We start from the raw sequence: 25,307 nt of genomic DNA on the forward strand, positions 1-25,307 counted from the left end.
TCTGTGCCTTGAGGTACCGGCATGGCAGACGACATCATTTACGCAATTGGCGACGTGCACGGCGAGGCAGAGATGCTCGACAAGCTGCATGCGGCCATTTTTGCGCGCCATGAGCGGGAACATCCACGTGCGCGACTAAAGCTGATCCATCTCGGCGACTATATCGATCGCGGGCCTGATAGTTGCGGCGTGATCGAGACCCTCATGAAGCTTGAAGGCCGTGATGATGTCGAGGTCGTCAACCTTCGAGGCAATCACGAGCAAATGATGCTGGACGCCTATGAGGATGGTGCCAGCCATAATGGAGCCCGCATGCACTGGCTTATGAATGGCGGTGACGCGACCCTTGAGAGCTATGCTCATCGCGGGTTCGAGGACCCGCCGCAATCTCACATGCAATGGCTTCACCAATTGCCGAGCCTGTATCTCGAAAACGAGCGCAAGATTGCCTTTGTCCACGCCGGCGTCGACCCGAAGTCATTTCCAAATTGCGACCGCAGAATCCACCTCTGGTCACGTTCGCCGCGCTTTTATGACCCGACCCGGTGGGACAATGGTGAGCTGAAGGGCTGGCAGGTCGTGCACGGCCACACCCCAACCAAGGATTTCGAACCCCAGGCCGCCGGCGCTCCGGCGCGCCGCTTCAATCTCGACACGGGCGCTGTGTATGGTGGCCAGCTTTCAGCCGGCATTTTTGCGCCGGGCAAAGAGGTCGAATTCCTGTCGGTCTGAAAACCGAGCCTTGCGGGTAGGAACAAATCAGGAAAATTGGTAAAGTCTTAACCGAAACTCGCTTGGGTTCGTCCATGACAGACGCGATTCGAATTCTCGGGATCGATCCCGGTCTCCGCCAGACGGGCTGGGGCGTGATTGAGCAGTCCGGCTCCCGGCTGAGCCACGTGGCGCACGGCGTGATCAAGATTAATCCCGAGCTGTCGCTGGCTGCGAGGCTCGGCGGGATCCACCGCGAAATATCTGACCTCTCCAAATCGTACTGGCCGGATTTTGCCGGCATTGAAGAGACGCTGGTCAATGCAAACCCGCGCTCGGCGCTCAAACTGGGCCAGGCGCGCGGCGCGGCAATGGCAGCGCTGCATGGCTCAGGCCTCAATGTCCTCGAATTCTCGCCCCGCACGATCAAGCTTGCCGTCGTCGGCACAGGAGGCGCGGACAAGACGCAGGTCGCCTTCATGGTCGCGCGCCTGCTGCCAAAAGCTGGCAAGATGACCAGTGACGCATCCGACGCCCTGGCCTGCGCCATCTGCACGGCCAATCATGCCAGCACACTGAAGAGAGGGGCAGCATGATCATTGGCCGCCTTCGGGGCGAAATCGCGACCGTCGGGACAGACAGCGTGATGATCGACGTCAATGGCGTCGGCTATGTGGCGCTGGCGGGCAGTCGCCTTCTCGCGAAGCTGACACCGGGCAAGGAAGCGACGCTGCACATTGAGACGCGCGTCACAGAAAGCTCAATCACGCTCTTTGCTTTTGAAAGCGACGAAGCGCGCGCCTGGTTTGTCCGCCTGCAGGATGTTCCAGGTGTCGCCGGCAAGTCCGCCATGGCGATCATGGACGCGCTGGCCCCGTCTGAACTTATGGACGCCCTTGCGCTTGGCGATGCCGCCATCGTCACCCGCGCCAAAGGCGTTGGCAAGAAGCTCGCGGAACGCATCATTGGCGAACTGTCAGGCAAGCCTCCGCCCATGGGCCGGTTCGGCGCGTTCCGAACCTCGGATCTGCAGCCCTCCGCCAGTGCGGACGCCCTGCCCGCAAGCGGCGCACGCAGCGAAGCAGTTTCTGCGCTCGTTAATCTTGGATATGGCCAGAGCGACGCCGCCAGAGCCGTGGCTGCTGCGGCCCGAGAGGCTCCGGACGCCGACACGTCGGCCCTCATTCGCGCCGGGCTTAAAGAGCTTTCACCATCATGAGCCGCGAAGGAGACCTCAGCGACCCTGAACGCCAGACAGGCGATGCGCTCGACAGGGCTCTGCGCCCGCAGAGTTTCGAGGATTATGTCGGTCAGGAAGCGATCAAGTCGAACCTGAAAGTCTATGTCGAGGCCGCAAAGGCGCGCGGCGAGGCGCTCGATCACGTGCTCTTGTTTGGCCCGCCCGGCCTCGGCAAGACGACGCTCGCGCAGATTGTCTCGAAAGAGCTGGGCGTCGGGTTTCGTTCCACGTCGGGCCCCGTCATCGCAAAGGCCGGTGATCTCGCCGCTATTCTTACAAATCTCGAAGAAAACGATGTCCTCTTCATTGATGAGATCCACCGCCTGCCCCCGGCCGTCGAGGAGATCCTCTATCCGGCGATGGAGGACTATGCGCTCGACATCGTTATCGGCGAAGGCCCATCTGCGCGGTCGGTCCGCCTTGATCTCGCGCCGTTCACGCTTGTGGGCGCAACGACACGCGCAGGGCTCCTGGCCAACCCACTTCGTGACCGGTTCGGCATTCCGATGCGGCTCAATTTCTATGAGCCGAAGGAACTGGCCCGCATTGTCATGGCAGCGGGGCGCAAACTTGGCGCAGATTTGAGCGAGGACGGCGCCGTCGAGATCGCGACCCGGGCTCGCGGTACACCGCGTATCGCCCTGCGACTGCTGCGCCGCGTCCGCGATTTTGCTGAAGCGGAAGGCGCGAAGATCGACAAGGCCGCCGCCTCTCGGGCGCTACTCCGTCTGGAAATCGATGAAGACGGGCTTGATGCACTCGACCGGCGCTATCTTTCGGCGCTGGTCAAGACCTATGCAGGCGGGCCGGTCGGCGCTGACACGCTGGCTGCGGCTCTTTCTGAAGCCCGCGACGCCGTGGAAGATGTTATTGAACCGTTCCTGATGCAAAAGGGCTATATTGCGCGAACCCCGCGTGGCCGGGTTGCAGCGCCGCTCGCCTATGAAAGAATGGGCCTTGCCGTTCCGGACGCCAACAAACAAGCTGGTCTCTTCTCGGACAAATAGGACGAAAAACGATGCTCGATGGATTGCGGGAATTGGCACAAGCGCTTTCGATTGCGCTGTTCGGATTTTCAACCGGGTGCGCCTGGGTTGCGGCCATCGTGGCGCCGAACACCAGCTATGACCGGCTCGACTATAGCCGCGCCGACGGACATGTGCGGCTGCTGCTTATCAACTCGTCCAATCATATCGCAACCGCCTGTCTCGCTGCCGCGGCCTTGGCTTTTCTCGCCGGCGCGCTGAGCGCAGGGATCGTTGGCGCGCTGGCCACTGCGGGTTTCTTTACCAACCGCTGGACCCTCGCCCCACGCACGAAAGATGAGAAGGCGCCGCCCGGACGGCGCACGCGCGACAAGACGAAACGCGTCGTTGCCGTCAGCCTGACACTGATTTTTACGCTGGTAACGCTTATCGCGACCGGCCTTGCGATCGCCCGCGTCTAGCTAGTTCTGGACAATCCAGAGCACGCCGATCGTGTGCAGATACAGGAAATCCTGGGTCGAGCGCCGGGCCGCTCGCGCGGCCGTCTCGCCCGCAAATTTACGATTGATCGCAACCATCAGCGCGCAGGCGGTCAGACCCGGAATGAAGAGCCACCAGGCAACGGCCAAAGATGCAATGATGAAAAGAACCAGGATCGCATAGGCCAGAAAATCCAGCGAGCGAAGCTTGAACTCGTTCAGACGGCTGAATTGGTTCAGCAGCTTCGGGTTCTTGTGCAGCTGCTCGGCGTCGATCGCGTAGACCTGATCATCAGGCTGCTCAAAACGAACCACGCGCGTTGGGCGGCCTTCATCATAAGGATTGGGGACTGTTCTCAAAAACATCGCACAGCACCTCTTCTTGGGAAAACGGTCTCATGCGCTTCTTAATATGCTTGCCTTCATGGCCCTGGAAATTTCACGCCAAAGTGGAAAGTCTTGTTAACCAGCGGGTGGGCCAGCCTTGATGGAAAGGGCATGAAGCCCTGAATCAAATTCACTTTTTAGGGCGTTATTGACTTCGCGCTGCATCGCAACGCGGCTCAGGCCGCGAAATTTTTCCGAGATTATTTCGACCTTGAAGTGGGTTTCACCTTCTGGAGATGCCCCGGCATGCCCTGCATGCAGAGCGCTCTGGTCAGTGATTTCCAGCCGCTCAGGTGCAAATACCTGCGTCAAACTTTCCCGAATGCGTGTTGTTCTGTTTGTCAATTCTAGCCTCGTTAACTCGAACGCCCTATGTTGCGACCCCGATGGCAAAAGACTTCTCATACCGCGTCAAGTTCACCGACATAAGAGTGAAGCCTCCCAAAGAGGAGGAGGAACGCCAGAAAGCCGCAGAAACTCGCGAGTGTCATCGCGATGACTGCGACCTTGCTGGCTCCCACCCCGCACCGAAACCCCGTGGCATGGATGGGGTATTCTGGTTCTGTCAAAAGCATGCTGGCGAATATAATCGCAATTACGATTACTTCGCCGGCATGTCCGAAGCTGAGCTTCAAGCCTTCAACGAGATGGCAAAATACGGGTTCAACAAGACCTGGAAGTTCGGAACCGGGCCAATGGGCAAGGACAAGGCCGCAGCGGCGCACGATCCACGCAAATGGCGTGGACGCGAATTCTTCGAAGAGAATGCCAAAGCGCGCAAGGCCCGCAGGAAAGAGCAGCAGTCTGCTGGCGTGACAAATCGCGCCCTGCAGGAGCTTGATCTTGAGCCGGGCGCGACCGCGACTGAAATCCGTGTCCGCTACAGCGAATATGTTCGCCGGTTCCACCCGGACTCCAATGGTGGCGACCGCTCGTCCGAGCACATGCTCGCCCGCGTTCTTCGCGCTGGCAAAACGCTCAAGGCCGCCGGCATGATGAAGGGCTGACCAGCCATCCTGGCCAGCCCGCTCAGCGCGGATAGAAAAAATATGGCTTTCGACGTCTCCATCATCACGCTCTATCCGGAGGCGTTTCCCGGGCTGCTCGACGTTTCGATCCTCGGCCGGGCGCGGCGGGAAGGCATCTGGTCACTCGACATCACCAATTTGCGGGAATTCGGCCTGGGAAAGCATCGCCAGGTCGACGAAAGCCCCGCCGGCGGTGGCGCTGGCCTTGTGCTTCGTCCCGATGTGGCGGCTGCCGCGCTGGATAGTCTTGAAACCGCCGAGCGCCCGATCGTCTATCTCAGCCCGCGCGGCAAGCCGTTCACGCAAGCGATTGCACGCGAACTGGCTGATGGTCCCGGTATCGTCTGTTTTTGCGGGCGGTTTGAAGGCCTCGATGAACGAGTCATCGAGAAGCGCAATATGATCGAGATTTCTGTTGGCGACTTTGTGCTTGCGGGCGGGGAAGCAGCGGCTCAGGCTGTTATTGAGGCCACGGTGCGCCTGTTGCCCGGCGTTGCCGGCAATCAGGCGTCGCTGGAAGATGAAAGTTTCTCCAACGGCCTTCTGGAATATCCCCAATATACCCTCCCCCGAGAATGGGAGGGAGAGCCGACTCCAGACGTGCTGCTATCGGGGGACCATAAAAAGATAGACGAATGGCGGCTCAACCGCAGTAAACTGTTGACAGAAGCCCGACGTGTCGATTTATGGGCCGCTTACCTCAACGGGCAAAGAATACGAGCGTCGGAGACGGACGATGAACATGATTGAACAGCTCGAAGCTGAAGAAGTAGCACGCGTTACTTCCGGCAAAGAGATCCCAGAATTTTCCCCAGGCGACACCCTGTCTGTGAACGTGCGCATCCGCGAAGGCGATCGCGAACGCGTTCAGCGTTTTGAAGGTGTCTGCATTGCACGCGCCGGTGCTGGCCTCAATGAGAGCTTCACGGTTCGCAAGATTTCTTTCGGTGAAGGCGTCGAACGCGTCTTTCCGGTTGTCTCTCCGATGATCGAGAGCATTGAAGTGAAGCGCAAAGGCCGCGTTCGCCGCGCCAAGCTTTACTATCTGCGTGACCTTCGTGGTAAGTCCGCCCGCATCGCCGAGCGTACGTCCGGCCACGGCGTTGAGACGACCGAAATCACCGTCTCCAAAACCGAGCGGAAACGCCAGCGCGCCGCAGACAAGGTCGCCCGTAAAGAGCAGGCCGCCAAGGATCGCGCCGAAGCTGACAAGGCAAAAGCAGCCGCCGCAGAAGCTGAAGCAGCAGCTGCTGCAGCCGAAGCGGAAGCCGCCGAGCAAAACGCCGAAGGCAGCGAAGAGAACTAGGCTTCTCTCTCCAAAATTAATTCTCGGAACAGCCCTGCCTCACCGGCGGGGCTTTCTTTTTATCGCGTGGTCTGGCCCGAAGCGTGATCGGCACAGCGATTGCACTTGTCCGAAACGAAGTTGGAAGGCGGTGTCCTGTGTCCCCAAAACGGCACAAGTGGACCGTCTTGTGGCTCGCTTTAGAAGCGAATCTCCTTTGTGCAGTGGGTTTCGTTTCGTATACGTAACAAAAGCTGGCGGCCTTCGTCGCTACCGATTCTAAAAGGCCCGAGGGCGTTCGGGCCGCGCAAACAAGACCTGTGACGACCTTTTTGGGGCGCATAAGGGGAAGGTGGAATGAAACTCACAAAGAAACTTCTGGTTAGCGTCGTCGCAATGTCGGCCCTGCCTATCGTCGCGCACGCAGATGGCGACAGCACCTGGAATGGTCAGGGCGTCGGCGACCGCTACACATCTTCCGGTTCCGCCACGGGCGACCGGGTCCTGACGGATGCCGAAATCCGCGACATCATTGCGCGCAGCGGCGCCACAGGTTCGGCCGATGTGCGCTATATGGGCGGCTCCGAAACAGCCGTCGATACGAATCTCTGCTGCGAAAACGTCGAAGAGCGCGTCACCGAGCAAACTGAAGTCGAAGAGACAACAACCTATTTTGATGCCGTCACCCGCCGCGAAATTACCCAGCCCGTCGAGCGCACGATCATCCAGCCGATCGAGCGGCGCATCGTTCGTGGTCGCACAGAAGAAGTGACCGAAGCCACCCGTTACGAAGAAGAGCGCCTGCCTGTCATTATTGAACAGGATGATGTGCCTGCCGTCATGGAAACCGTCACCGAAGATGTGACTGTCGAGAACATCGAGGAAGCGTCTGAAACCTATTACGACGTCATCACCCGCCGTGAAATCACGCAGCCGGTTGAGCGCACGACGATCGTTCCCGTCCAGCGCCGGATCACGCGTCCACGTACCGAAACGATCACCGCAGAAACCCGCTATGAGACGGTACGGGCCCCTGTTCGCGTAGAAGAAGACGCCGTTCCGGCCGTTGTTGAGAACATCACCGAGCAGGTCAATGAAGTGACCCGCGACGACGTCACCGAGACCTATGTCGACGCTGTCACGCGCCGCGATGTCTATCAGCCCGTCGTCAAGACGATGGTTCAGCCGATCGAACGCCGCATTCTGCGCGGCACGACAGAAACCGTCACCAACCCTACCCGGTATGAAGAAGAACGCCTGCCGGTTCGCGTCGAAGCGACTCCCGCCCCGCAAGTGGTCGAGGAAATCATTCCGCAGGTCACCGAGCGCACGGTTCTCGAAGTCGAAGATGTCTATATCGATCAGGTCACCCGCAATGTGATCCAGCCGGTCGTCATCACCACCGTCCAGCCGGTTGAACGCCGCGTCCTGCGTCCGCAAACCGAACGCATCACGGCCCAGACCCGCTATGAGGAAGAGCGCCTGCCGGTCCGCGTCGAAGCTGACCCGATCCCGGAAACTCAGGTAAACTACATCCCGCAAGTCTCCACGCAGACTCGCGAGGAAGTTTCCGAGAGCTATTTTGAAGCGGTAACCCAGCGCAATGTCATTCAGCCGGTGGTCCGCAAGATCATCCAGCCGGTCGAATATCGCCGCGCCCGCCCGCAGACCGAGCGTATCACGGCGCCTACCCGCTATGAGACGCAGCGCGCTTCGCTCGTGGTGCTCAATGTCGGCAGCGGCTGCGACTGTAACTAGTCGTCTTACCGAACTCAGAACAGAAGGGCCGGCCCGGTTTGGGCCGGCCTTTTTCTTGTCAGTGCTACAGTTCGCGCATCGCAAGCCTTGCTTTGACGCAAGCTGCGTGGTGTTTTGCGCCGCAACAAGGATAGCGCAATGTCAGGCAAAACACTTTACGACAAAATCTGGGACGCCCATGCGGTGCAAACTGATGCAGCGACGGGCGAATCCCTGATCTATATTGACCTTCACCTCATTCACGAAGTGACCACGCCGCAGGCTTTTGCCGGGCTCAAATCAGCGGGCCGTAAGGTCCGCCGCCCTGAACTGACCCTCGCCGTGGCGGACCATAATACGCCAACCGAAAATCAGTCGCTGGGTCTCGACGGTGTTGAAGACGAAGCGGCGCGCAACCAGCTCGCAGCACTCAGCCGCAATGTTGCCGAACACGGCATCGAATTCTTCCCGATGGGAGACCTTCGAAACGGCATCGTCCATGTTGTTGGGCCAGAGCAGGGACGCACGCAACCGGGCATGACCATTGTCTGCGGCGACAGCCACACATCAACCCATGGCGCGTTCGGGTCTCTGGCACACGGCATCGGCACGTCAGAGGTTGAACATGTGCTTGCCACACAGACGCTGCGCACCCGCAAAAGCAAGAACATGGCGATTGAAGTCAGCGGAGAGCTTCGCGAAGGCGTCACGGCCAAGGACCTTGCCCTGCACCTGATCGCCATTATCGGCACCGCCGGCGGCACGGGCTATGTCATGGAGTATCGCGGTGAAGCGGTTGAGAAGCTGTCCATGGAAGGCCGGATGACGCTCTGCAATCTGTCGATCGAAGGCGGCGCGCGCGCTGGCCTGATTGCGCCTGACGACACGACCTTTGCCTATATGAAGGGGCGACCCGCCGCGCCGAAGGGCGGCGCCTGGGAAATAGCCGAACGCTATTGGCGCACGCTCTATTCCGACCCGGATGCCGATTGGGACCGCGTGGTGGAAATTCGCGGCGAAGACGTTGAACCGACCGTGACCTGGGGCACCAGCCCGGAACAGGCAATCCCCGTCTCCGCCGCCGTCCCGGACCCGGCCGCGATGCGCGACCCTGTGAAAAAAGCGGCTGCGGAACGCGCGCTCGAATATATGGGGCTTGAGCCAGGTGCTCCAATTGCCGGTACGCCGGTCCAGCGCGTGTTTATCGGGTCCTGCACCAATTCGCGCATCGAAGACCTGCGTGCCGCTGCAAAGATTGCCCAGAATAATAGCGTCGCTGACGGTGTTCGGGCCATGGTTGTGCCGGGGTCGGGACTGGTACGGGCGCAAGCCGAAGAGGAAGGTCTCGACAAGGTCTTTACAGATGCTGGCTTCGAGTGGCGCGAGCCTGGATGCTCCATGTGCCTCGGCATGAACCCCGACATTCTTGCCCCCGGCGAGCGCTGCGCCTCGACCTCGAATCGTAACTTCGAAGGCCGTCAGGGCCGCGGGGGTCGCACCCACCTGATGAGTCCGACACTGGCCGCTCGCGCCGCCATTACGGGCGTTATCGGCTAGGCATTTGGCGCGACAAAAAATTTCGACGGAGTGACCTCGATCACATTGTCGGTGATTCCGCTGGCCTAGATGGACCCCTCCCGAGTATTGTCTTCCAAAAGAGAGGGAACGCACATGAGCGATACGGTGAAACTGAAATCCGGCGTCGAAGTCGATGGGCCGCGTGGCCGGACGTATGCCTCCATCCTGGAAACGGTCGGGTCAACGCCGCTCGTCGCGGCTGAAAAGTTTGCAAAGGAGAAGGGCATCCGGGCCAATCTCCTGTTCAAATGCGAGTTCTTCAATCCGCTTGCCAGCGTCAAGGACCGGATCGGGCTCAACATGATCCTGGAGCTTGAAGCGGCGGGCAAGATCACACCCGGCGAATCGACACTCATTGAGCCCACCTCCGGCAATACCGGTATCGGCCTTGCTTTCGCGGCGGCAAATCGCGGCTACAAGCTGATCCTCACCATGCCGGAGTCCATGTCGATTGAGCGCCGCAAGATGCTCGCCTATCTCGGTGCGCAACTTGAACTCACCCCGAAAGAGAAAGGCATGAATGGCGCGATTGCAAAGGCTGAAGAGATGATCGCCGCAACGCCCGGCGCTGTCATGCCAAGCCAGTTTGATAATCCGGCCAACCCTGCCATTCATGAGCAAACCACCGCCCGCGAAATCTGGACGGACACGAATGGCGCGGTTGATGCCGTCATCGCAGGCATCGGAACAGGCGGCACGATCACCGGCTGCGGCCACTATCTGAAGTCGGTGAAGCCGTCAGTTAAGATGATCGCCATTGAACCAGAGGACAGCCCTGTTCTGTCTGGAGGCGAGCCTGGCCCTCACATGATCCAGGGGATCGGCGCGGGCTTTATACCGGGCAATGCAGACACCAGCATCATCGACGAAGTGGTAAAAGTGTCCAACGAAGAAGCGCTTTCGACATCACGACTCCTGGCACAGTTGGAAGGCATTCCCGGCGGTATCTCATCCGGAGCAGCGGCGGCTGTGGCCGCCCGCGTGGGCGCTCGCGACGACATGGCCGGCAAGACGATCGTGGCGATCTTGCCAAGCTTCGCCGAACGTTACCTGTCCACCGCGCTTTTTGACGGCGTATAGAAAGCTCTGCACCCCGTGTTGATTACAGGTCTCGACCATATCGTTCTGATTTGCCCGGATATTGAGGAAGGGGTCGAGACCTACACGGACCTGTTGGGGCGAGCAGCGGACTGGCGGGCATCTGCCGGTGGTGCCGCAACCGCTCTTTTCAATGTCGAAAATACGAGCCTTGAGCTTATGGCTCCGGACGGCGAGGGCCCGGTTGCAAAGCGCCTGCGTGAGCTGCTCGCTGTGTCAGGCCCGCGACTGACAAGTCTTGCTTTTCGGACAGAGGACATCGGCGCTGCGCACCATAAGCTTCAGCGCCGAGGCCTGAAGCCCGGCGATATCGTCAGAGGCGAGAGCAGGAATGCGCTGGATGGCGCAACCAGGTCCTGGGATCGCTTTCGCTGTGACGACACCGAAATGGCGGGCATCAAGACATTTATCCTGCAACCACACACGCTACCGGAACATTTGCCTTCGCCCCAAGCCGGCGTCTCGCGGCTGGATCACATCGTTATCAGCACGCCGAACCCGCTTCGCGCCCTCGCCAATTACGGAGGGCGTCTAGGGCTGGGTCTGGCGCTCGCCCGAACGGCTGAGCAGTGGAAGACACGTTTCCTCTTCTTCCGCACAGGCGGCCTCACGTTTGAAGTGATTCACCGGCTGGACGAGGCGCATGATGCCGACGAGGCCGATAGCATTTGGGGTCTCACATGGGCGGTTGATGATCTGCATGCCGCGCATGTGCGCCTTTCCGCATCTGGCGTCGATGTTTCCGAGATCAGAACCGGCCGGAAGCCCGGCTCTCACGTCTTCACGGTCAAGAGCGGCACTTTGAACGTGCCGACCCTGTTCATTTCCCATTCGCCGAGATAAAAGCCCGCCATGAAAGCTTTCACGACCCTAACCTCCACCGCTGCCTCGCTGACCGATAACGGTCGGCTGATGGCCAATGTCGACACCGACATGATTATCCCAAAGCAGTTTCTGAAAACGACAGAACGCGAAGGACTGTCTGAGGGTCTGTTTTACGAACTCAAGACCAAGGCCGACGGCAGTCCAAATCCTGATTTCGTCCTGAACAAGCCGGCTGCGGCAGGTGCGGGCATCCTGATTGCAGGTGAGAATTTCGGCTGCGGCTCGTCGCGCGAACATGCGCCCTGGGCCCTGTTGGACCAGGGCATCACATGCGTCATCGCGCCCAGCTTCGCCGACATTTTCCACAATAATTGCTACAAGAATGGCATCCTGCCAATCGTCCTTCCAGTGGATGTTTGCGAAGGCCTGGCAGCGCAGACAGGCGGCGCGAATCATCGATTCACGGTCGATCTTGCCTCGCAGACAATCACCACGCCCGATGGGCAACAGATCGCCTTCGACGTCGACAATGGGCGCAAAGCGAGTCTGCTCGAGGGCCTCGATGAGATTGGTGAGACCATGCACTCTGCATCCGCAATCGAGACTTATGAATCGGGACGGAAACTCTCCATGCCATGGCTGGAGCGCCAGGCATAAGGTTGTCACTGACGCTCTTGTTCTATCGCGCCGGCCAGGGCACGAATTCCCCTCCCTGCGGCTATTTGAAGCCGAAAGGCAGAGCCTTGCTGAGCTCCCCGCTATAGACTCGTGCCACATCTCGCGCCATTAGGCTCGTCCTTATGAAACAGACACTCCTCCTTCTGCCAGGTGACGGCATCGGTCCTGAAGTCACAGCTGCAGCGGCGAAGATCGCTGAACTGGTCGCCCCTGATGTTGAGTTGACCAATGCCCTGATCGGCGGCGCATCCATCGATGAGCATGGCGTTCCGCTGACTGAAGACGTTCTCAACTCGGCCAAAGCGAGCGACGCAGTGCTGCTTGGAGCCGTTGGCGGACCGAAATGGGCCGATGCGGCGCGCGACAAGCGCCCGGAAATGGGGCTGCTGGGCCTTCGCAAAGGCCTTGATGTCTTCGCGAACCTCCGCCCTGCCTACTGTTTCGAAGCCCTTGTCGATGCATCCTCGCTGAAGCGCTCAATCGTTGAAGGCCTGGACCTGATGATTGTCCGCGAGCTGACTTCCGGCGTCTATTTCGGCGAACCACGCGGTATCGATACGGACGACAATGGCGTCCGCCGCGGCTACGACATGTCGATCTACACCGCCCCGGAAATCGAACGTGTCACGCGCGTCGCGTTCGAAATTGCACGCGGTCGTGATGGGCGGGTCTGCTCGGTCGAAAAATCCAATGTCATGGAAAGCGGCCTGTTCTGGCGCCAGGAAGTCACGGCGCTTCACAAGGCGCATGGCGACGGCGTTGAGCTTAGCCACATGCTCGCCGACGCCTGCGCGATGGAACTGGTGCGCAACCCGAAGCAGTTCGATGTCATACTAGCTGACAACCTCTTTGGCGATCTGCTTTCAGATGCGGCCGCCATGCTTACAGGCTCCATCGGCATGCTGCCATCGGCCAGCCTCGGCATAGAGGGCACGCCGGGTCTCTTTGAGCCCGTTCATGGCTCAGCGCCCGACATTGCCGGCCAGGGCCTCGCCAATCCATGTGCAGCAATCCTGTCGCTGGAAATGGCGCTCCGCTGGTCGCTTGCCCGACCGGATGCGGCAGACCGTGTCATGAAGGCTGTCGCCCACGCCCTGAAAGCGGGTGCACGCACACGTGACCTTGGCGGCGACCTCTCCACCGACGCCATGACTGACGCGATTATTGATCAGCTATAGTCGGCGATCCGACTCATCAGCTGGCCGCGAAACTCGAAAAAGCTCGCGCCGCGGATCTTGATGGTCTCGCCGGCCTTTACGCCGTTCGGCAGGTCGACGGCAGCTTTGCCTTCGAACTCGATTTCAGCGGCAGCCTTGCCTTGCCCGATGACCAGGTGAACGAGCTTCTGACGCCGATAGGAAAACGCGTTGCCAGAGAGCTGGGCAACTTCGCCCATCTTGTCGCGGCCCTCAAAGGTCATCGTCTGGCCCGTATTGGAGATATTCTCGAAAACCACATCTTCCGTCACGCAGTCGAGCATCCCCTCGATATCGCGGGAATTGTAGCTCTTTATGTACTTCGAGATCATGTCTTCGATCAGGATCGTCTCCATCGGGTAAGAGTTTTCAGGCTGGGTACTCAACATTTGCCGAAAGTGCATTACATGCAGCTTAAATCAAGCCTCCTAACTGCGGCGCAGCCAATCTGCGGCCCGGGCTAACAAATCAGAAGATTGAGATAAGGGCCGTCCTGACGTATGGGAGGCGGCTCGCGAAAGGAAAAGAATATGGCACTCAGAGTTGCAGTCGTCGGCGCGACAGGAAACGTAGGCCGCGAACTCCTCAACATCATGGACGAACGGAACTTCCCGGCAGATGAAGTTCACGCCGTCGCCTCGCGCCGCTCGGTCGGCCGCGAAGTGAGCTGGGGTGACCGCAAGCTGAAGTGCCAGGCACTTGATGATTTCGATTTCTCCAAGGTCGACGTCGTCCTGATGTCTGCTGGCGGCACGCTCTCAAAGCAGTGGGCCGAGAAGATCGGTAAGGCTGGCGCGATTGTCATCGACAACTCTTCCGCCTGGCGTATGGACCCGGACGTGCCTCTGGTCGTACCGGAAGTGAATGGCGCCGATGTCATGGACTACGGCAAGAAAAACATCATCGCGAACCCGAACTGCTCGACCGCGCAGCTCGTCATGGCGCTGAAGCCGCTGCACGATGCCGCAGGCATCAAGCGTGTCGTCGTGTCGACCTATCAGTCGGTGTCCGGCGCAGGCAAGGCTGGCATGGACGAGCTTTGGAACCAGACCAAGGGCATCTTCGTGAACGACTCTCCAGAGCCGGAAGAGTTTTCCCGTCAGATCGCCTTTAATGCGATCCCGATGATCGGCTCCTTCATGGATGACGGCTTCACCGACGAGGAAGCCAAGATGTGGAACGAGACCCACAAGATGATCGATCCGAACATCAAGCTCACTGTCACTTGCGTGCGCGTACCGGTTTTCGTGGGTCACTCTGAATCGGTGAATATCGAATTCGAAGACGCCATCACGCCTGAACAGGCCCGCGAGGTGCTTCGCAATTTTGATGGCGTCCAGGTCATCGATAATCCGGAGGATGACCAGTATATCACGGCCATCGATTGCGCCGGTGAGTGGGACACGTTCGTTTCCCGCATCCGCAAGGACCCGACGGTCGAGCATGGCCTGTCGCTCTGGGTTGTCGCCGACAACCTACGCAAGGGCGCGGCCCTCAACACTGTCCAGATCGCCGAAGAGCTGATCAAGCGCGGCGTTCTCAAGGCTGAAGCTGTCGACGCCTGATCAATTTGGCCCACAAAAAACCCGAACCGCCGCTCTCAGCCTGAGGGCGGCGGTTCTTCATTTGAAGTCAGCTTTTCTAAACCCCGCTGCGCGCCGCAAGAAATGGGTGGCGGGAAGGGCGCCGCAGCATTACGTGGCGCGCCATGAGATCTGAACTTCGCCTCGGCCTTATCTGCGGTTTCAGTGCCTACATGCTGTGGGGCCTGCTGCCGCTGTATTTCCGTCTGCTCGACCATATCGAGCCGGAGGAAATGCTTGTGCACCGCATCCTCTGGGGCTTGCCGACAGCGCTGCTGTTCATCACCGTCGCCGCACGCTGGAAAGATCTGCGCGCCGCGCTGACCGGTCGTCGGCTCTTTTATCTTCTGGTCTCGGCGCTCCTGATCGCCGTTAACTGGCTGATCTATATCTGGGCCGTCTCACAGGAGCGCGTCACCGAGGCGAGTCTTGGCTATTTCATCAACCCGCTGGTCAGCGTCCTGCTGGGCATGTTCTTCTTTTCCGAAACGCTGCGAAAGGCGCAGTGGGCCGCCATCGCAGTTGCCGCACTCGGCGTCGGTGTCCTGACATGGGAGCTTGGCCGGCTGCCCTGGGTCTCGCTGGCGCTTTGTTTCAGCTTTGCCTCCTATGGTGCGGTCCGCAAGAAGGTGCAGATCGACAGCCGTATCGGCTTTGCCATCGAGACGGCCATCCTCTTCCCCGTCGCGTTCATATGGCTCGCCTGGTTTCAGACGACATCCGACGGGACCTGGCTCGGCGATGGCTGGAGCGACTGGTTGCTGCTGCCGTTGGCCGGCCCGATTACCGCCGTGCCGCTGATCCTGTTCGCACTGGCCGCCAAGCGGCTGAAGCTCGCGACCATCGGCATGATGCAATATCTCACGCCAACGATGCAGTTCCTGATTGCGGTGGTTGTCTTCCGCGAGCCTTTCGGCCCGGTCGATGCCGTCGCCTTCGGCCTGATCTGGGCCGCCCTCGCCATCTTCACGACCGACAGCGTGATCGGCGACCGCAAGGCCCGCCGTCTGGCGCGCGCCGCTGAGCTCAATCCATAAAAAATCCCCGGCGCTCGGAAAAACGAGGCCGGGGATGGAAGTCAACTGCATAGAAAATGGATGGAGTGCCAATTTCGTATCGATCCGAGCAAAGCGCGTGCCAGTTCGCGTATCAAGCGAAATCTTTCTATCTAACGCTCTTTTCACACGGGCTTGGGCCAGGCCCCTCAAAATTCATCACTTGTTATCCAAGACCGGCGGAAATCGTTTCATTTCGGGATGATCGTCCGCGTATCAGAGGCAGCCATAGAGCGCATCGACAAGCCTGCGCGCGCGTGGGTCACCCTGTAGATAGTTGGACTGCTTGTTCATCACATATGCCGCAGACAGATGGCGCTCCGGGTCTCCAAGCGCCAGCGAACCGCCCCACCCAGAGTGAGCCAGAGTGTCAGGGTTGGGGCCATAGATGCCGAGATTATTGCGCATCACGCCCGCCGCAAATTCGGTGATAAAGGGCAAGACCAGGTCCTGGCCGATGGTCCGGCGCTTTGTCAGCTCTTCAAAGGCCTGCGCGCCGAGCAACACCTGGCCATCAAGCTGCCCCCGGTGGGCATACACGCCATAAAGCTGGGCGACAGACAGCGCTGTGCCGTGACCATTTGCTGATGGAATTTCGATTTCGCGCCAGATCGCTCCGCCCCGGTCAGGCGAGCCCCATTTAGTGAGGAAGGCGGTGCGGTTAAATTCGTTGATATCTCCAAGCTGCGGCATCTCTCTTGGACGCATGATGTCAGCAACGCGGTCATGCTGAGCGGCCGGGAGTCCGATATGGAAATCGATGCCCGCCGGTTCGCAAACATCTTCCCGCAAGATCGTTCCCAGCGAGCGCCCCGTGATCCGCTTCACCGTTTCACCGACCAGATATCCCCATGTCAGCGGGTGATAGCCATGCGCGGTGCCCGGCTCCCACAGAGGCTCAATATCGGCAAGAGCTGCGGCAAGCGCGGGGGGATCGAGCCAGAGACCCGGGTCAATTGGCTCAACAAAGCCGACCAACCCGGCCTGGTGGGACACCATCTGGCCTATTGTGATGTCGCCCTTTCCCGCAGCGGAAAATTCCGGCCAGACATCGGCCTCCCTGGTTTCGTAGCCCTGCTGTAGCTCGTTCACCGCCTTGGCGAGGATGATGGAAGCAATGCCCTTCGTGGTCGAATAGATCGGGACGAGGGTTTCAGCGGTCCATGGCGTTTCCTTTTTGCGGTCCGCATATCCGCCTTTAATATCCACAACCGTTTCGCCATCGATGATCGCGGCAAAGCCGGCACCGAGCTCCTCGCCGGCTTCGAAGGTAGCTTCAAAGACATCGCGCACGGGCTCAAAGCCTGCGCTTACATGGCCGCTGATATCGCTCATTGAGGTCCGCTTCCTGTTTCGTGTTAGCCTTGGAACAAGTTATCTAATTCAGGAAGGACGCACCATGAAACTCGCCCCTCTGGCAAGCCTTGTCGCTCTGTCTATTGCAGCGGCCTGCTCAGCAACGCCGGAATTCGGCTCACCGTCCGAATTCGGCAATGCCGGTCAAGCGGCGCCGCAGGCCATTATCGCGCACAAGAGCACGCTCGGCTTTGAAGAAACCGTCGACAAATTGCGCAGCGCAATCGAGGCCCGCCCGCTCACCCTGTTTGCCGAGATCGATCATGCAAAAGGCGCGCGCGATGCAGGTCTGACGCTGAGCCCCTCCACCCTCTTCATCTTCGGCAATCCGTCGGTCGGCGCACCGCTGATGCAGGCCAATCCCGCGCTCGGCATTGAGCTGCCGATGAAAATCCTCGTCGTGGACACTGGGTCTGGCGTGCAGCTGATCCGCCAAGACATTCCATCGGTGCTTCGCCAATATGCTGTTTCACCGACGGATGTGCCGGTCGATAAGATCGAGGAAACGCTGATAGCGATCACGACCGAGGCAAGCCGGTAGCGGCAAATTGGCCGTAGTACTGGACTCATCGCCGCTCTCGCGCCATCGAAGGCGCCACGACTGATTGTGAGAGACCGCCACCATGACGACCACTGCCCAGAATCGCCCCCGCCGCTCTTGTCTGTACATGCCCGGCGCCAACCCACGCGCGCTCGAAAAAGCCAAAACTCTGGCCGCCGATACGCTCATTCTTGATCTCGAAGATGCGGTCGCACCCGACGCCAAGCAGGAAGCCCGCGAAACGGTCTGCAAGGCCGTCGAGGCGGGCGGATACGGCAAACGCGAAGTCGTCATCCGCATTAACGGCCTCGACACGGACTGGGGCATGGATGACCTGAAGGCTGCTGTCGCCGCTGGTCCCGACGCGATCCTTGCGCCGAAGGTCATTGATGGCGGCGATATCGACCGTCTCGATGACGCGCTGAGCCGGGCAGGCGCGCCAAAGGATTTCGGCCTCTGGGTGATGATCGAGATGCCAAAGGCCATCCTCAACATCAAGGACATCGCCGAAGCGGCTGGCCGCACGCGTTTGAACGCTTTCGTCATGGGCACAAACGACATCGCCAAGGAATTGCGGGCGGTGAATGACCCATCGCGCCTCGCCTTCCAGAGCTTCTTTGGGCTGACGCTGGCCGCCGCCCGCGCTTACGACATTCTCGCCATTGATGGCGTCTACAATGACATTCAGAATGCAGAAGGGCTGGAGACTGAAGTCCGCCAGGGCCGCTTGCTCGGCTTCGACGGCAAGACGCTGATCCACCCGTCACAGATCGACATCACAAATGAAGTCTTCGCGCCAGACGAGGCTGACGTTGCCCAGGCGCACGATGTGATCGCCGCCTTCGCCGATCCGGCGAATAAGGGCAAGGGCGTACTCAAGGTGAACGGCAAGATGACGGAGCTTCTCCACCTCGAAGAGGCCCGCCGCATCGTCGATGTCGATGCCGCAATCAAGGAAATGGAGGCAAGTTGATGACCTACACACTTCTTCACCACACGGGCTGCTCGACCTCCCGCAACGGCCTGGCCCTACTGCAGGAGAATGGAATCGAGCCGGAAATCCGCAAATACATGAATGCAGGCGAGGCTTTGAGCGTCGGCGAGTTGAAAGACATCGCGAAGAAAATGGGCGCAGCTTCGCCGCGTGAATTCCTGCGAGACAAGGACGCCAAGAAGTTCGAGATCCCTGAAGACCTTTCAGACGAGAAGCTTTACGAGGCCATGGTCGACAATCCGCGCCTGATCCAGCGGCCGATCGGCATCAAGGGGAACAAGGCTGTGCTCGGGCGGCCAATCGAGAAGCTGCTTGAGATCAAATAGCCTTCGGTTCGTTCAAATTTCACCGATCGGATAAGCGGTCCTGAAAAGCCTTTGTGCAACAAGGGCTGACATGACGATCCTCATGCTCATCGCTGCCGCACTTCTGCTGCTGTCTGCCGCCTTCTTTTTTGGTCCCATGCTCGTTGCATATGGCAGCCATGGTGCGCGGGAACTGGTACGCCATCCGCAGGCGCATTTTGCCGCGATGACTATTATCACGGCGCTCCTTGTCATTGTTTTCTATGACCCGAGCGCTTCTGCCTTGATTTCAGAGGATGAGGCAGTGCAGGTGGTGCTCAGAACTTAAGGGGCACGCGCCGCTCGGCGTCATGTGAGCCCCGAACACAGACCGAGGGCCCTATGACCAAATCCAATCCCGGTAACTATTTTGAAGACTTCAAGCCCGGCATGGAAATCATCCATGCCACGCCGCTCACTGTGAGCGCGGGCGATAATTCTCTCTACCGGGCCCTCACCGGCAGCCGGCACGCGCTCTATTCTGCAGAAACCTTTGCCGCATCGAACGGCTTTTCGTCACTGCCTGTTGATCCGCTTCTCGCCTTCCACGTCGTCTTCGGCAAGACGGTGCCGGACATCTCACTGAACGCTGTTGCCAATCTCGGCTATGCCGACGGCAAGTTCCTGAAAGCCGTTTATCCCGGCGACACGCTGACTGCGATCTCCGAAGTCATTGGCGTCAAGGAGAACTCAAATGGCAAGACGGGCGTCGTCTGGGTGCGCACGCGCGGTGAGAACCAGAAGGGCGAAACGGTGCTCTCCTATGTCCGCTGGGTCATGGTTCACAAAAAAGACCCCGCAAGCCCGGCGCCGGAAGTGAGCGCGCCTGAGCTGCCTGATGCTGTCGCCGCCAAGGATTTGTCAGCCCCCGACTACACCAATTGGAACTACGCGCTTGCCGGATCCAAATGGCGGTTTGGCGATTATGAGGTCGGCGAGAAAATCGACCATGTTGACGGCATGACGGTTGAGGAAGCCGAACACCAGACGGCCACGCGCCTCTACCAGAACACCGCCAAGGTTCATTTTGATGCGCATGCACAGAAAGACAGTCGCTTCGGCAAACGCCTCATCTATGGCGGCGTCGTCATCTCGATTGCCCGGGCGCTCTCCTTCAATGGTCTCGAAAGCGCCGCACAAATGCTCGCCATCAATGCCGGTACGCATGCCGGTCCGCTCTTCGCCGGAGATACGATCTATGCGTGGTCCGAAATCCTCGACAAGACTGAGCTCTCTTCGAAGACGGGGGCGCTTCGTCTGCGCCTGGTTGCCACCAAAAACCACCCCGGTGCGGACTTCCCGCTAAGAGGCGACGACGGAAAATACCACCCGGATGTCCTTCTGGACTTCGATTACTGGGCCGCCATCCCCATCTAGCCGGCATGATGACCAACCTTCTTGAAGGCATCACCCTGTTCGGGGTTGCGATTGCCACGATATTGATGGCGATCGCCAGCATGCTGGGCACGATGACGATGAAGCAGGTCGTCGAATTCGGTCAGGTCGATGCGCGGACATTATGCGGTCTCACCGGCATCACCGATCCGAAGGATCTGCAGGATGTGTTTGGTCCACCGCACATGAACAGGACATGGCACGGCCTCACCCTGCCTTATATCGAGGCCCAGAAAAGACCGGCCGGATATCTCATCAGTGACAATCGCATCGACTGGATTTGCATCGGCCTCGCCGTGCTCGCCTTTTTCTGGCGTCACCCGGTCGCTGACCTCTTGCTGATTGTGGCGGCGATGTCACAGGTGGCCGGTTGGGTGCTCGCAACACGCCTCCCTCGATAGATTTACCTTTGGGTCGCCCATCGCCTGCATTATCTTCCGCAAGATGAAGGTTTGGAAGATGAACGGCGCGGGCAATGCCTTCGCGATTTTCGACGCGCGCGACCGCCAGTTCGCGCCGGACGCAGAGCGCATCCGTGCGATTGCCGAACAGATGAAGGCCGATCAGGTCATGTCGATCGAGCGGGACACGATGGTCGACTCCTTCCTGCGCATCTGGAACTCATCCGGCGAAGAAGTAGACGCCTGCGGCAATGGCACACGCGCCGTTGCCCACCTTCTGCTGGCCGAAGCCGACAAAGATGAAGTCAAGATCCGCACGAATGCCGGCGTTCTTAAGGGACAGAAGGCAGGAAACGGCCTCGTCACCATCGATATGGGCTCGCCCCTGATGGGATGGGAAGACATTCCACTGTCCGAAAAGATGGATGTCCGCGGCGTCGATGTCCGAATTGGGCCGATGGACAAGCCCTATCTGTCGAAACCTGCCGTCGTCTCAATGGGCAATCCGCACGCCGTCTTTTTCGTCGACGATGTCGACAAGTACGATATTCCGCAGATCGGTCCGCTGGTGGAGTGGCATCCTCTGTTCCCGGAGGGCGTCAATGTCGGGTTCGCGCAGGTCATCGACCCGGAAACCATCCGGCTCAGGGTCTGGGAACGCGGCGCTGGCCTGACCAAGGCCTGCGGTACCGGGGCTTGCGCAGCGCTCGTTTGTGCCGCCCGTGCGGGCAAGACAGAGCGCCGCGCCAAGCTGATTCTCGATGGCGGCGAACTCATCATCGACTGGCGGGAATCCGACGACCATGTCCTGATGACGGGCCCTGTCGAGCTGGAGATGAGCTTCGAGGTCTGAAGCGCATCCCTTGATCTTTCGGCCATTCGGCGCGACATCCGCCCGGATACACCGTCATGACAGATGAAACGCCCACCCGGACCCGCTCGCAGGTCATCACGCTAGGCTGCCGCCTCAACTCCTATGAGAGTGAGGTGATGCGCGCCCATGCCGATGCAGCTGGCCTCGATGATGCGGTCATCGTGAATACGTGCGCCGTCACGGCTGAAGCCGTCCGCACCGCCCGGCAGACCATCCGCCGCGCGAAGAAGGACAATCCGGACGCGCGTATCATCGTGACAGGTTGCGCGGCCCAGATCGACCCTGGCGAGTTCGCGGCAATGCCGGAAGTCGATCGCGTCATCGGAAATCACGAAAAGATGCAAGCCGAAACCTGGGCAGGACGGGCGCTCAGCCACGGCACCGAAAAAGTGCTCGTCAACGACATCATGTCGGTGAAGGAAACCGCAGCACACCTGATTGACGGCATGGAGGGGCGCGCTCGGGCCTATGTGCAGGTCCAGAATGGCTGCGACCACCGCTGCACCTTCTGCATCATCCCCTATGGCCGGGGCAATTCCCGCTCAGTGCCCGCTGGCGAAATCGTCCAGATGATCCGGCGGCTCGTCGAGACCGGGCATTATGAGATCGTGCTCACAGGCGTCGACCTCACCAGTTGGGGCGCGGACCTGCCGGGCCAGCCGCAACTGGGCAATCTGGTTCAACGGATTCTGAAACTGGTGCCGGAGCTCAAACAGCTCCGCATCTCTTCCATCGATGCGATTGAAATCGATGATGCGCTCTTCGACGCCATGGCCGAGCCTCGCCTTGCGCCTTTCATGCATCTCTCCCTGCAGCATGGGGACAATCTCATCCTGAAGCGGATGAAGCGGCGCCACTCACGCGAGCAGGCGATCGAGCTCGCCCAGACCCTGCGCAAGATCCGTCCGGACATGGCGCTCGGGGCCGACATCATCGCCGGCTTCCCGACCGAGACTGAAGCGCATTTTGAAAACTCGCTGCGCCTGGTTGAAGACTGCGGCCTGTCTTTCCTGCACGTCTTTCCTTACAGTCCCCGGCCCGGCACACCTGCGGCGCGGATGCCGCAGCTCGAAAAAGCCGTGATCAAGGAGCGCGCGGCGCGACTGCGCGGGGCCGGCGCTGAGGCGCTCGCTCGTCATCTCGAAACGCATGTCGGCAAGACCCTTGAAGTTCTCGTCGAACAGGAAACCAATGGACGGCTAAGCGATTTTTCTCAGGTCGCGCTTGAAGGCTTTGACACGCTCGAGGCTGGACGGCCCGTCTCTGCCCGGATAGTCGCTCAGGACGGTAAGAAACTCATCGGGGCCCCTGCATGATCCTCTGGTTCGGCAAGAAGAAGAAAAAAGAAGACCTGAAAGACGCCGGCGCAGCCATGCCGGAGCCGGAACTCAGCGCCGAAGAGATCGCGGCCAAGGAAGCCGCTGAAAAGGCTGAAGCAGAGCGGGCCGCCGCCGAGGCGGAACGCAAAGCCGCCGAACAGGCCGAGATCGAGCGCAAGGTCGCAGAAGCCAATCGCGCCTGGGAAGAACGCCAGAAACGCGAACAAGAAGAAGCGGCTGCAGAAGCAAAACGCCTCGAGGAAGAAGCCAGACGCGCTGAAGAAGCGCGCGAAGCCGCCCGTGCGGCCGCAGAGGCGGCGAGGCAAAAAGCTGCCAATGACGAAGCCGCCCGCCTTGAGGCGGAACAAGCTGAAGCCGAAGCCAAGCGGCTTGAGGAAGAGGCGGAACGCGTCCGTAAGCTTGAGGCTGAACGCGAGGCCGCTCGCCAGAAGGCCGAAAATGAACTCAAGATCCTGGAAGAGCGTCGCCGCGCCGAGAAGGCCCGGGAAGATGCGCGGCTGAAGAAGGAAGCTGAAGAGGCTGAAGCCCGCCGCAAGGAGGAAGAACGCCAGGCAGCCATCGCGCGCGGCGAGCCAGACCCATATGCCGAAGTCCGGGACCCGGGTTTCTTCGGCAAGCTTTCCGGCGGCCTGTCGAAATCGTCTGGCAAACTGGGCTCCAGCCTCACCGGCATGTTCGGCGGGCGCAAACTCGACGATGACGCACTGGAAGACCTCGAAGACCTTCTCATCGTGTCCGACATGGGCGCAAAGGTCGCTTCCAGAATCACGACCAACCTCGGAAAAACGAGATTCGACAAGGACATAACGGACGACGAAATCCGCGTGGCGCTGGCCGAAGAGATCGAAGCAATCATGAAGCCGCGCGAGCAGATCGTCGACTTTGCGGACGGTCCGCGACCGCGCGTCGTGCTCTTCGTCGGGGTGAACGGGTCTGGCAAGACAACGACAATCGGCAAGATTGCTTCGAAGCTGAAGGAGCAGGGCGCCAAGGCATTGCTCGTGGCTGGCGACACGTTCCGCGCGGCCGCGATTGAACAGCTGACAGTCTGGGGCGAGCGGGCCGGCATTCCGGTTCTGTCGAAACCAACAGGCGCCGACGCGGCCGGTCTGGTCTATGAAGCGATTGAAAAAGCCAAGGCGGAAGATCTCGACCTGGTGCTCGTGGACACGGCGGGGCGGCTACAGAACAAGGCCGAACTCATGTCGGAACTTGCGAAGATTGTCCGTGTGACGCGAAAGCTCGATCCGGATGCCCCGCACGATGTGATCCTGGTTCTGGATGCCACGGTGGGGCAGAATGCGCTCAGCCAGGTTGAGGCGTTCAGGCATACCGCCGAAGTGTCCGGCATTGTCATGACCAAGCTTGATGGCACGGCCAAAGGCGGTGTGCTGGTGGCTGTCGCGGAAGCGCATGACCTGCCGATCCATTTTGTCGGCGTCGGCGAAAAAGCTGAAGATCTTCAACCGTTTAGCGCACGCGCTTATGCGAAAGCCCTGGTTGGGCTTGAGGAAACGGTTTGAGCGGGCTGGACAAGACGGCCCTTCGCGCAGACATGAAGCTGTTGCGGGAGGAAGCGCATGCGCGTGACCCCGACGCCGGCGAAACACTGGCGGAAAAGTTTCCTCTAAAGCTGTTGGAGCGTTACGGGCCGATCGTCAGTGGCTACTGGCCGATTGGTAGTGAAATTGACCCTCGCCCGCTGATGGAAAAACTCGCTGGCGCGGGCGCGACGCTGTGCCTGCCTCGTGTGGACGACGATGGAGCCATGAGCTTCCGGCTCTGGTCACCGGGCGACCCGTTGGAAGACCGGCCTTTTGGCCTGAAAGAACCGCTGGAGAGTGCGCCCCGGGTTCAGCCGACGCTGATCCTGGTGCCGCTGCTGGCGTTCGACAAGCTTGGTAACCGGCTCGGTTACGGCAAGGGCCACTATGACCGAACCCTGCAGCAGATACGACAGGATGGGCGGGCCTTTGCCTGCGGGCTTGGCTTCTTTGTCCAGATGCTGGATGAGCTGTCGGCGGAGCCTCATGACCAGCCCCTGGACTGGGCGATGACAGAGCGGGGCTCAGTGCCGATTTTCATGATGCGGGCATTTTCCGGCGGCGAAAATGGTGGCGATGGGCCGAACGCGGCCTGAGGGAAATTTTCGCGATTCAGCTGGTTTTTGACAGGCCGATTATAGGCCGATCCTGG

The 25,307-nt window shown here is 59.9% G+C and carries 30 protein-coding genes; 26 read left to right on the forward strand and 4 right to left on the reverse strand.

Annotated elements, in window-relative coordinates:
- Positions 1–21: 21 nt before the first annotated feature.
- The 5 genes from WNY37_RS01615 to WNY37_RS01635 all read left to right on the forward strand — a co-directional run bounded on the left by WNY37_RS01615 (position 22) and on the right by WNY37_RS01635 (position 3,398).
- Positions 22–732 carry a metallophosphoesterase family protein gene (locus tag WNY37_RS01615; protein WP_342971705.1) on the forward strand — a complete coding sequence of 237 codons (711 nt, stop codon included), beginning with the start codon at positions 22–24 and terminating at the stop codon, positions 730–732.
- 86 nt (positions 733–818) lie between these two features.
- Positions 819–1,307 carry a crossover junction endodeoxyribonuclease RuvC gene (gene ruvC / locus WNY37_RS01620; protein WP_342974861.1) on the forward strand — a complete coding sequence of 163 codons (489 nt, stop codon included), beginning with the start codon at positions 819–821 and terminating at the stop codon, positions 1,305–1,307.
- Entirely contained in the window at positions 1,307–1,930 is a 624-nt protein-coding gene (ruvA, locus tag WNY37_RS01625; protein ID WP_342974862.1) for a Holliday junction branch migration protein RuvA, read from the forward strand. The genes ruvC and ruvA overlap by 1 nt, the downstream gene beginning before the upstream one ends.
- Positions 1,927–2,958 carry a Holliday junction branch migration DNA helicase RuvB gene (gene ruvB / locus WNY37_RS01630; RefSeq protein ID WP_342971706.1) on the forward strand — a complete coding sequence of 344 codons (1,032 nt, stop codon included), beginning with the start codon at positions 1,927–1,929 and terminating at the stop codon, positions 2,956–2,958. Before ruvA ends, ruvB begins: the two co-directional genes overlap by 4 nt.
- Positions 2,959–2,969: 11 nt before the next feature.
- Positions 2,970–3,398 carry a hypothetical protein gene (locus tag WNY37_RS01635; RefSeq protein ID WP_342971707.1) on the forward strand — a complete coding sequence of 143 codons (429 nt, stop codon included), beginning with the start codon at positions 2,970–2,972 and terminating at the stop codon, positions 3,396–3,398.
- On the opposite strand, the gene WNY37_RS01640 is transcribed toward WNY37_RS01635, so the two are convergent.
- Both WNY37_RS01640 and WNY37_RS01645 read right to left on the reverse strand, forming a co-directional pair.
- Positions 3,399–3,782, reverse strand: coding sequence for a hypothetical protein (locus WNY37_RS01640; RefSeq protein ID WP_342971708.1), 384 nt, complete (start codon positions 3,780–3,782; stop codon positions 3,399–3,401).
- A 96-nt stretch (positions 3,783–3,878) separates the two neighbouring features.
- The gene (locus tag WNY37_RS01645; RefSeq protein ID WP_342971709.1) at positions 3,879–4,148 is read right to left on the reverse strand and encodes a BolA family protein; all 270 of its coding nucleotides are present in this window, start codon (positions 4,146–4,148) and stop codon (positions 3,879–3,881) included.
- Between the two features lie 41 nt (positions 4,149–4,189).
- Between WNY37_RS01645 and WNY37_RS01650 the strand changes: the two genes are divergently transcribed.
- The 9 genes from WNY37_RS01650 (at position 4,190) to leuB (ending at position 13,210) form a co-directional block, all read left to right on the forward strand.
- Positions 4,190–4,810 (forward strand): J domain-containing protein, encoded by a 621-nt coding sequence (locus WNY37_RS01650; protein WP_342971710.1) that lies wholly within the window; start codon positions 4,190–4,192, stop codon positions 4,808–4,810.
- A 42-nt stretch (positions 4,811–4,852) separates the two neighbouring features.
- Positions 4,853–5,581 (forward strand): tRNA (guanosine(37)-N1)-methyltransferase TrmD, encoded by a 729-nt coding sequence (gene trmD, locus WNY37_RS01655; protein ID WP_342971711.1) that lies wholly within the window; start codon positions 4,853–4,855, stop codon positions 5,579–5,581.
- The gene (gene rplS, locus WNY37_RS01660; protein WP_342971712.1) at positions 5,568–6,137 is read left to right on the forward strand and encodes a 50S ribosomal protein L19; all 570 of its coding nucleotides are present in this window, start codon (positions 5,568–5,570) and stop codon (positions 6,135–6,137) included. Before trmD ends, rplS begins: the two co-directional genes overlap by 14 nt.
- Before the next feature lie 336 nt (positions 6,138–6,473).
- Complete coding sequence (locus WNY37_RS01665) at positions 6,474–7,874, forward strand: hypothetical protein (protein WP_342971713.1); 1,401 nt, start codon at positions 6,474–6,476, stop codon at positions 7,872–7,874.
- Positions 7,875–8,012: 138 nt separating this feature from the next.
- Positions 8,013–9,410, forward strand: a complete 1,398-nt coding sequence (gene leuC / locus WNY37_RS01670; protein WP_342971714.1) for a 3-isopropylmalate dehydratase large subunit — start codon at positions 8,013–8,015, stop codon at positions 9,408–9,410.
- 114 nt (positions 9,411–9,524) lie between these two features.
- Positions 9,525–10,511, forward strand: a complete 987-nt coding sequence (gene cysK / locus WNY37_RS01675) for a cysteine synthase A (protein WP_342971715.1) — start codon at positions 9,525–9,527, stop codon at positions 10,509–10,511.
- Between the two features lie 15 nt (positions 10,512–10,526).
- Positions 10,527–11,372, forward strand: a complete 846-nt coding sequence (locus WNY37_RS01680) for a VOC family protein (RefSeq protein WP_342971716.1) — start codon at positions 10,527–10,529, stop codon at positions 11,370–11,372.
- Between the two features lie 9 nt (positions 11,373–11,381).
- Positions 11,382–12,011 (forward strand): 3-isopropylmalate dehydratase small subunit, encoded by a 630-nt coding sequence (gene leuD, locus WNY37_RS01685; RefSeq protein ID WP_342971717.1) that lies wholly within the window; start codon positions 11,382–11,384, stop codon positions 12,009–12,011.
- A 143-nt stretch (positions 12,012–12,154) separates the two neighbouring features.
- Complete coding sequence (gene leuB, locus WNY37_RS01690; RefSeq protein ID WP_342971718.1) at positions 12,155–13,210, forward strand: 3-isopropylmalate dehydrogenase; 1,056 nt, start codon at positions 12,155–12,157, stop codon at positions 13,208–13,210.
- On the opposite strand, the gene WNY37_RS01695 is transcribed toward leuB, so the two are convergent.
- The gene (locus tag WNY37_RS01695; RefSeq protein WP_342971719.1) at positions 13,201–13,617 is read right to left on the reverse strand and encodes a nuclear transport factor 2 family protein; all 417 of its coding nucleotides are present in this window, start codon (positions 13,615–13,617) and stop codon (positions 13,201–13,203) included. The two genes, leuB and WNY37_RS01695, sit on opposite strands and share 10 nt — an antisense overlap.
- Positions 13,618–13,758: 141 nt before the next feature.
- Here WNY37_RS01695 and WNY37_RS01700 point away from each other — a divergent pair, with 141 nt between their 5' ends.
- Positions 13,759–14,793 (forward strand): aspartate-semialdehyde dehydrogenase, encoded by a 1,035-nt coding sequence (locus WNY37_RS01700; protein ID WP_342971720.1) that lies wholly within the window; start codon positions 13,759–13,761, stop codon positions 14,791–14,793.
- 143 nt (positions 14,794–14,936) lie between these two features.
- Positions 14,937–15,848 carry an EamA family transporter RarD gene (gene rarD, locus WNY37_RS01705; RefSeq protein ID WP_342971721.1) on the forward strand — a complete coding sequence of 304 codons (912 nt, stop codon included), beginning with the start codon at positions 14,937–14,939 and terminating at the stop codon, positions 15,846–15,848.
- Between the two features lie 234 nt (positions 15,849–16,082).
- On the opposite strand, the gene WNY37_RS01710 is transcribed toward rarD, so the two are convergent.
- Positions 16,083–17,201, reverse strand: coding sequence for a serine hydrolase domain-containing protein (locus WNY37_RS01710; RefSeq protein ID WP_342971722.1), 1,119 nt, complete (start codon positions 17,199–17,201; stop codon positions 16,083–16,085).
- A gap of 64 nt (positions 17,202–17,265) precedes the next feature.
- Between WNY37_RS01710 and WNY37_RS01715 the strand changes: the two genes are divergently transcribed.
- From WNY37_RS01715 to WNY37_RS01760, 10 genes are all read left to right on the forward strand, one after another.
- On the forward strand, positions 17,266–17,763 hold the full coding sequence (locus tag WNY37_RS01715; protein WP_342971723.1) for a DUF302 domain-containing protein: 498 nt from the start codon (positions 17,266–17,268) through the stop codon (positions 17,761–17,763).
- 82 nt (positions 17,764–17,845) lie between these two features.
- Positions 17,846–18,736 (forward strand): CoA ester lyase, encoded by an 891-nt coding sequence (locus WNY37_RS01720; protein ID WP_342971724.1) that lies wholly within the window; start codon positions 17,846–17,848, stop codon positions 18,734–18,736.
- Positions 18,736–19,083 (forward strand): ArsC/Spx/MgsR family protein, encoded by a 348-nt coding sequence (locus WNY37_RS01725; protein WP_342971725.1) that lies wholly within the window; start codon positions 18,736–18,738, stop codon positions 19,081–19,083. Before WNY37_RS01720 ends, WNY37_RS01725 begins: the two co-directional genes overlap by 1 nt.
- Positions 19,084–19,153: 70 nt before the next feature.
- Complete coding sequence (locus tag WNY37_RS01730) at positions 19,154–19,390, forward strand: hypothetical protein (protein ID WP_342971726.1); 237 nt, start codon at positions 19,154–19,156, stop codon at positions 19,388–19,390.
- Positions 19,391–19,443: 53 nt separating this feature from the next.
- Positions 19,444–20,478, forward strand: a complete 1,035-nt coding sequence (locus WNY37_RS01735; RefSeq protein WP_342971727.1) for a MaoC family dehydratase — start codon at positions 19,444–19,446, stop codon at positions 20,476–20,478.
- Between the two features lie 5 nt (positions 20,479–20,483).
- Positions 20,484–20,897, forward strand: coding sequence for a hypothetical protein (locus tag WNY37_RS01740; protein ID WP_342971728.1), 414 nt, complete (start codon positions 20,484–20,486; stop codon positions 20,895–20,897).
- Positions 20,898–20,940: 43 nt separating this feature from the next.
- Positions 20,941–21,750, forward strand: a complete 810-nt coding sequence (gene dapF, locus WNY37_RS01745) for a diaminopimelate epimerase (RefSeq protein WP_342971729.1) — start codon at positions 20,941–20,943, stop codon at positions 21,748–21,750.
- A 56-nt stretch (positions 21,751–21,806) separates the two neighbouring features.
- Positions 21,807–23,087 carry a tRNA (N(6)-L-threonylcarbamoyladenosine(37)-C(2))-methylthiotransferase MtaB gene (gene mtaB, locus WNY37_RS01750; protein ID WP_342971730.1) on the forward strand — a complete coding sequence of 427 codons (1,281 nt, stop codon included), beginning with the start codon at positions 21,807–21,809 and terminating at the stop codon, positions 23,085–23,087.
- Positions 23,084–24,634, forward strand: a complete 1,551-nt coding sequence (gene ftsY / locus WNY37_RS01755) for a signal recognition particle-docking protein FtsY (protein WP_342971731.1) — start codon at positions 23,084–23,086, stop codon at positions 24,632–24,634. The genes mtaB and ftsY overlap by 4 nt, the downstream gene beginning before the upstream one ends.
- Positions 24,631–25,251, forward strand: coding sequence for a 5-formyltetrahydrofolate cyclo-ligase (locus tag WNY37_RS01760; protein WP_342971732.1), 621 nt, complete (start codon positions 24,631–24,633; stop codon positions 25,249–25,251). The genes ftsY and WNY37_RS01760 overlap by 4 nt, the downstream gene beginning before the upstream one ends.
- Positions 25,252–25,307: the final 56 nt, after the last annotated feature.

This window comes from Henriciella sp. AS95 (assembly GCF_038900055.1).
In the GTDB taxonomy this organism is placed as follows: Bacteria; Pseudomonadota; Alphaproteobacteria; order Caulobacterales; family Hyphomonadaceae; genus Henriciella.